The sequence below is a fragment of the Cyclonatronum sp. genome (assembly GCF_022565315.1).
In the GTDB taxonomy this organism is placed as follows: domain Bacteria; phylum Bacteroidota; class Rhodothermia; order Balneolales; family Cyclonatronaceae; genus Cyclonatronum.
This window is the reverse complement of the sequence record NZ_JAIUMX010000156.1, coordinates 1-6,830: the sequence shown is the minus strand read 5'-3', so window position 1 is coordinate 6,830 and position 6,830 is coordinate 1. Positions and strand designations below refer to the sequence as shown.

The window sequence follows — 6,830 nt, the reverse complement described above, 5'->3', positions numbered from 1 at the left end:
CGGTCCGCCGTCCATCCTTTTACAAAATGTCTTTTAAATTTGAAAAGCTCGAAGTTTGGGAGCTTTCACTTGTGCTGAATGATTTGGTTTATGAGCTGGCAGGCAACCTGCCTGCTGTTGAGCGGTATAATCTGCATGCGCAGATCATACGTGCTTCAACATCTGTGTCGTTGAATATTGCCGAGGGTTCTACATCTATGAGTGATAAAGAGCAGGCTAAGTTTATTGGCTATGCCATTCGATCTTTGATAGAGGTGGTTGCCTGTCTGAAACTCGCAGAAAGAAGAGCCTATTTCTCAGATGCAGGTTCTGTTGTAAATCTCAATACCCATATAAATCTATTGTTTAGAAAGCTTCAGGCGTTTAAAGCTTATCTCGACAAGAAATGAGTTTGTTGGACCGCGGAAGACGAACCGCTGACCGCCGTCCAAAAACCCACCTGCGGTCCCCTGTCTGCGGTCCGCCGTCCCATTCCCTTGCCTTGTGTCCATGCTTGATCCTTTAATTACATCGAAAACCCGTATCAGACTGCTGGTTAAGTTTTTCAGCAATCCGCATACCAAAGCCTATCTGCGGGAAATAGCAGAGGAGTTCGGTGAGTCAACCAACTCCGTACGGGTTGAGCTGAACCGGCTTTCGGAGGCGAAGCTGCTGCTCAGCGAGCCTGACGGGCGTACCATTAAGTACAGCGCCAACGAAAAGCACCCGCTCTTTCCCGATATCCGACAGATTATCAGCAAATTCCTGGGACTCGATAAAATCGCTCAGGATATCGTGCGCAAGCTCGGGGATATCGACAAAGCTCTCGTCATAGGCGACTATGCCAAAGGCATTGACTCCGGCACCATTGAGCTTGTGATTGTAGGCCGCAAGGTAGATCTTAATCTGCTGCAGGAGCTGTCCGGAAAGGTGGAGAAGCTCATACACCGCAAAATCAGCGCGGAAGTATTCAGCCCTGAAACCTTCGAAGCAGAAAAGGAAAAGTTCCGGCATCCGATACTTGTCTATGCACCATGATGGAAGGGGGGCAGACTGTTGGTTTAGGTTATTTAACGTTGCGGTCTTCGCGTTACCCTTTGTGCCCTTTGCGTTGAAAATTACCGCGAAAAACGCGAAGGATGTCGCGAAGAACGCTAAGGCAATCCGCAGCCAACAGCCAACAGCTAAAAGCTAAAAGCCAATTTCCAATTGCCATTCCCCCTGCTTCGCATTATTTTAAATTAAGTATTACTGCGGATGTTTGATTTTCATTATTTCCCTTAAATAGTATTAACAAGACTTACCTTAATTATGATTAAAACAATTACCTGCATCGGGGCCGGCTATGTTGGCGGGCCTACGATGGCTGTTATGGCACTGAAAAATCCCGATATCAAGTTTCACATTGTGGACATCAATCAGGCGCGGATTGATGCCTGGATGAGTGATGAGCTTCCGATTTATGAACCGGGCCTGTATGAAGTAGTAAAAGAGGCGCGCGGCAAGAACCTGTTCTTCTCTACGGATGTGAAGGGCGCGATTAAGGAAGCGGATATGATTTTTATTTCCGTAAACACCCCTACCAAGAAGTATGGTATCGGGAAAGGACGCGCGGCTGATCTTAAATACGTGGAGCTGTGTGCGCGTCAGATTGCCGAGTATTCTGAAAATGATAAAATCGTAGTTGAAAAATCGACCCTGCCGGTACGTACGGCGCAGTCCATCAAGAAAATTCTGAAATCGACCGGTTCCGGCGTTAAGTTTCAGGTGCTTTCCAACCCTGAGTTTCTGGCAGAGGGAACGGCTATTGACGATCTGATGAAACCGGATCGCGTACTGATTGGCGGTGATCAGGATGAGGCGGGCCTTGCTGCTATTGATCAGCTGGTGAAGGTTTACAATGCCTGGATCCCGCGGGAGCGCATTCTCACGACCAACATCTGGTCATCTGAGCTTTCCAAGCTTACGGCCAACGCCTTCCTGGCACAGCGTATCAGCAGCATCAACGCCATCTCGGCCCTTTGCGAGGCAACGGGCGCGGATGTGGAAGAAGTGGCGCACGCCATCGGAACAGATTCCCGTATTGGTCCCAAGTTCCTGAAATCTTCGGTCGGTTTTGGCGGCTCCTGTTTTCAGAAGGACATTCTGAACCTGGTATATCTCTGCGAGTTTTTTGGTCTGCACGAAGTGGCCCGCTACTGGGAGCAGGTCGTCGTCATGAACGACTATCAGAAAACCCGCTTCGGCTCCAAGATTATTTCAACCCTCTTCAACACCGTCTCCGGCAAGAAGATCGCTTTCCTGGGATGGGCCTTCAAGAAGGACACCAACGATACGCGTGAGTCTGCTGCGATCTACGTAGCTGATCAGCTGTTACAGGATGAAGCCAATATTGCTGTGTATGATCCGCAGGTTCCAGAAGACCGCATGTATATGGATATGGAGGAGCTGGAAACCCGCCCGATGGACGTGAACAAAAAGCGGCTTACCCTTTGTGAAGATGCATACGAGGCCTGCAAAGATGCCCATGCCATTGCGATTATGACCGAGTGGGATGAGTTCAAAACCCTTGACTGGCAGCGCATTTTCGACAATATGAAAAAACCGGCCTTCCTGTTTGACGGCCGCCTGATTCTGGACCCGAAGAAACTGGGTGAGATTGGGTTTGAGGTTTATACGTTGGGTAAAGGGAAGTAGGTTTTTTCAGTGTGTCAGTATGTCAGTATGTCAGTGTGTCGGTTTTTTGGGGATGCTGACGGCTGACGGCTGGGGGTTTGGGGTTTCTGGTTTTTGGTTTCTGGTTTATCCTTTTTCCTTTTTCCTTTTTCCTTCTTTCTAAATCTGGCCTTTTGTTTAGGTTTGCTTGCTTTGTGGTACCCTTGGTGTCCTTTGCGGTGAAAAGCAGGGCGGCTGAATTGGTAGGTTTGTTATTCCATAAATTTATTATCTATAGGAGCTGTGTTTCATGAAAAGAGTACTGATTACCGGGGCGGCTGGTTTTTTGGGGTCGCATTTGTCGGATCGCTTTATTAAGGAGGGGATGTATGTGATCGGGATGGATAATCTGATCACGGGTGATATGGATAATATCGCGCATCTGATGGGGCATGATCAGTTTGAGTTTGTGCAGTATGATGTTACGAAGTTTGTGCATGTTTCCGGCGAGCTCGATTACATTCTGCATTTTGCATCTCCTGCGAGCCCGATTGATTATCTCAAGATCCCGATTCAGACCCTGAAGGTGGGTTCGCTTGCGATTCATCACCTGCTGGGGCTTGCGAAAGAGAAGCAGGCGAGAATTATTATTGCTTCAACCTCCGAAGTGTACGGCGACCCTACGGTGCATCCGCAGACGGAAGACTACTGGGGCAATGTGAACCCGGTTGGTCCGCGCGGGGTGTATGATGAGGCCAAGCGGTTTCAGGAAGCCATGACTATGGCGTATCACCGCTATCACGGGGTGGAGACCCGCATTGTGCGGATTTTCAACACCTACGGACCGCGCATGCGGATGAATGACGGCCGCGTGCTGCCGGCCTTTATTGGTCAGGCACTGCGGGGCGAGGACATTACCATCTTTGGAGACGGCTCACAAACGCGCTCTTTCTGCTATGTGGATGATCTGGTGGAAGGCATCTACCGCCTGCTCATGAGCGACTATGCCGAGCCGGTGAACATCGGCAACCCGGATGAGATTTCGATCGGTGAGTTTGCAGAGGAAATCATCAAACTGACCGGCACCGATCAGAAGGTGGTGTACAAAGACCTGCCGGTTGATGACCCCAAGCAGCGCCGCCCGGATATCAGCCTGGCCCGCAAGGTCCTCGGCTGGGAGCCGAAGGTGAGCCGGGAGGAAGGCCTGAAAATTACGTATGAATCGTTCAAAAAGCTGCCGAAGGAAAAGCTGTTCCGGGTAGAGCATAATAAGTTCGAGAAGTATATTAAGAAGTAGATGGTTCGACCGGGGACCGCGGACGGCGGATCGCGGGTTATGGCACGCGGGTTGTGCGGATTATTCGGGCACTTAGTTGCTGAAATTACGGGATCCTTCGACTACGCTTCCGCTGCGCTACAGCTTCGCTCAGGATGACAAAGTGATGATTTACAACCCGGCGCGGCAAGCCGCGCCGTTTGCTTTACCTGAATCCTGTCATCCTGAGCGAAGCGCAGCGGAGCCGAAGGATCTCGCTGTTCCGGCCTGAATTTCCGTGGACCAAAGCCCCGCGCCCTTTCGAGACACGCAGGATGGAAAGTTCATTTTTTGACCGTGGACGGTAGATGGCGGAAATGAGCAATCGCTTTGTGTTTTACCGCGAAGGACGCAAAGGGTGTCGCGAAGGGCGCTAAGGTTACCGCCGATAGCCCAAAAACCCGCGACACACTGACACACTGACATACTGACATACTGATTATTTTTATGCTTGAGCAGATTATTGAAATAGCCAAAAAAGCCGGAGCGGCTGTTTTGGAAGAGTATCACAAACCCGTTCCTTCGGATGTGGACTGGAAGTCGGATCAGTCGCCGCTTACGGTGGCTGACCGGGTTTCCCATGCGATTATTGCAAAGGAGCTGGGGCGGCTGTTTCCGGATATTCCGCTGCTATCGGAGGAAGGCGCTGAGATTCCTTATGAAGCGCGCAGGTACTGGCGGCGCTTCTTTTGTGTTGATCCGGTGGACGGCACTAAGGAGTTCATCAAAAAAACCGGTCACTTTACGGTCAACATTGCCCTGATAGAGGAAGGGAATCCGGTACTTGGTGTGATTTACGTTCCGGCAGAGCGGCTGCTGTACTATGCTGCGCGCGGCAAGGGTGCCTTTAAGCAGGAGCGCGAAGAGGAACCTCAGCAGATACGTGCGCATCGCGAGTATAAAAAGGAGTGGGGGCTTACGGTGGTAGCAAGTAAAGATCACGCAGGGCCTAAGGTGAAGCGGCTGTTTGAAGAATTTCCGCATGCGCAGACCAAAAGCATGGGCAGCTCGCTCAAGTTCTGCATGGTAGCCGAGGGCATTGCGAACCTTTATTTGCGCGATGTTCCAACCTATGAATGGGACACGGCTGCCGCACAGGCCATCGTAGAGGAAGCCGGCGGACACGTGTTCACAGAATCCGGCGCCCCGCTGATGTATAACAAGGAAGATTTGCTGAATCCCGGCCTCATCACCGTAGGGGAGGGAGGCAAGCACTGGGTAGGTGTTATTCAGGGGCTGTGACGGCTGAGGGCACGCGGAGTGAACGGCTTTGGCCGGATATTCGGGCACTGAGTTGCTGTAATTACGGGATCCTTCGACTACGCTTCCGCTGCGCTACAGCTTCGCTCCGGATGACAAAGTGATGATTTACAACCCGGCGCGGCATGCCGCGCCGTTTGCTATAACGGAATCCTGTCATCCTGAGCGTAGCGCAGCGGAGTCGAAGGATCTCGCTGATCATGGGCTTCGAGTTATGAAAAAAACAACCCAGAAACCCGAAACTACAAACCTGCGACACACTGACATACTGAAACACTGACATACTGTAAAAAGGGCTCCGGCCCTTTTTTTGTTTCCGGTATTTTCGGTTGAAATTTCGGGCATTTAATGCCTACTTTGAAGCAAATTATCCGTTTGATTGCCCTTACCTCTTTGTATCCTAAATCTTTATTTCTTATGAAAGGTATTATTCTCGCCGGTGGAACCGGCACGCGTTTGTATCCTGTAACCAAGGCGATTTCGAAGCAGCTTTGCCCGGTGTATGATAAGCCGATGATTTATTACCCGCTGTCGGTGCTGATGCTGGCCGGGATCCGTGAGGTGCTGATTATCACAACCCCGCATGAGCAGGCGCTGTTTAAGCATCTGCTCGGCGACGGCTCGGTCTGGGGCATTCAGATTGAATACGCGGTGCAGCCGAGTCCTGACGGGCTGGCACAGGCGTTTATCATCGGGGAGACCTTTATCGGGGATGATGATGTGTGCCTGATTTTGGGGGATAATATTTTTTACGGGAATCATTTTGGTCAGCTGCTTAGGGAAGCACGTGAAGGCCTCAGCGGTGCAACGGTATTCGGGTATCAGGTCGCTGACCCGGAGCGCTTTGGCGTTGTGGAAATGGGTCCCGGCGGCAGGGCAGTTTCCATAGAAGAAAAGCCGGAGAAACCAAAGAGCAATCTCGCGGTAACGGGTCTTTACATGTATGACAACCGGGTGATTGACATTGCCAAAAACGTGAAGCCTTCGCACCGGGGGGAGCTGGAGATTACCTCAGTGAACAATGCCTATCTGGAGATGGGTGCCCTGAACGTGAAGGTGATGGGGCGTGGCTTTGCCTGGCTCGATACGGGCACGCACGAAGCGATGCTGGAAGCTTCACAATTTGTGGAAATTATCGAACGGCGACAAACGCTCAAGATCGCCTGCCTCGAAGAAATCGCCTGGCGCAAGAAATGGATCACCGATGAACAGCTGCTGGCAAGTGCGGAGGAGCTGAAGAAGAGTCAGTATGGGGCGTATCTGAAGGGGTTGCTGGTTTAAAAGGTCTCGGGTCTTGGGTCTCGGGTCGCGGGTCGCGGGTCGCGGAATTTTCGGGACTTACTAAATACTCAAAGCCCGCTCATGTCATATCGAACGCTTATCAGTTAGTGGGAGCGTATCGAAGACTCAGAAACCGGGGAAGCAGGATGTTTTTCGAAGCATCATGTGAGATATCCCCGAAGTTAGTTTCGGGTCGCGGGTCTTGGGTCTCTGGTCTTGGGTCTCTGGTCTCTGGTCGCGGGTCTCGGGATTTTCGGGACTTACTAAATACTCAACGCCCGCTCATGTCATATCGAACGCTTATCAGTTAGTGGGAGCGTATCGAAGACTCAGAAACCGG

General features: G+C 51.2%; 6 protein-coding genes. All 6 read left to right on the top strand.

Annotation, left to right across the window (positions count from 1 at the left end; all coding sequences use genetic code 11):
- Positions 1 to 389, top strand: a 389-nt coding sequence (locus LAT75_RS14810) for a four helix bundle protein (protein ID WP_291483474.1), incomplete at its 5' end; no start/stop codon positions are given.
- A 100-nt stretch (positions 390 to 489) separates the two neighbouring features.
- Positions 490 to 1,017 (top strand): winged helix-turn-helix domain-containing protein, encoded by a 528-nt coding sequence (locus LAT75_RS14805; protein WP_291483472.1) that lies wholly within the window; start codon positions 490 to 492, stop codon positions 1,015 to 1,017.
- A 273-nt stretch (positions 1,018 to 1,290) separates the two neighbouring features.
- Positions 1,291 to 2,676, top strand: coding sequence for a UDP-glucose 6-dehydrogenase (locus LAT75_RS14800; RefSeq protein WP_291483470.1), 1,386 nt, complete (start codon positions 1,291 to 1,293; stop codon positions 2,674 to 2,676).
- A 268-nt stretch (positions 2,677 to 2,944) separates the two neighbouring features.
- Entirely contained in the window at positions 2,945 to 3,931 is a 987-nt protein-coding gene (locus LAT75_RS14795; RefSeq protein ID WP_291483468.1) for a UDP-glucuronic acid decarboxylase family protein, read from the top strand.
- Positions 3,932 to 4,396: 465 nt separating this feature from the next.
- Complete coding sequence (gene cysQ, locus LAT75_RS14790) at positions 4,397 to 5,191, top strand: 3'(2'),5'-bisphosphate nucleotidase CysQ (protein WP_291483466.1); 795 nt, start codon at positions 4,397 to 4,399, stop codon at positions 5,189 to 5,191.
- A gap of 435 nt (positions 5,192 to 5,626) precedes the next feature.
- On the top strand, positions 5,627 to 6,490 hold the full coding sequence (gene rfbA, locus LAT75_RS14785; RefSeq protein WP_291483464.1) for a glucose-1-phosphate thymidylyltransferase RfbA: 864 nt from the start codon (positions 5,627 to 5,629) through the stop codon (positions 6,488 to 6,490).
- Positions 6,491 to 6,830: the final 340 nt, after the last annotated feature.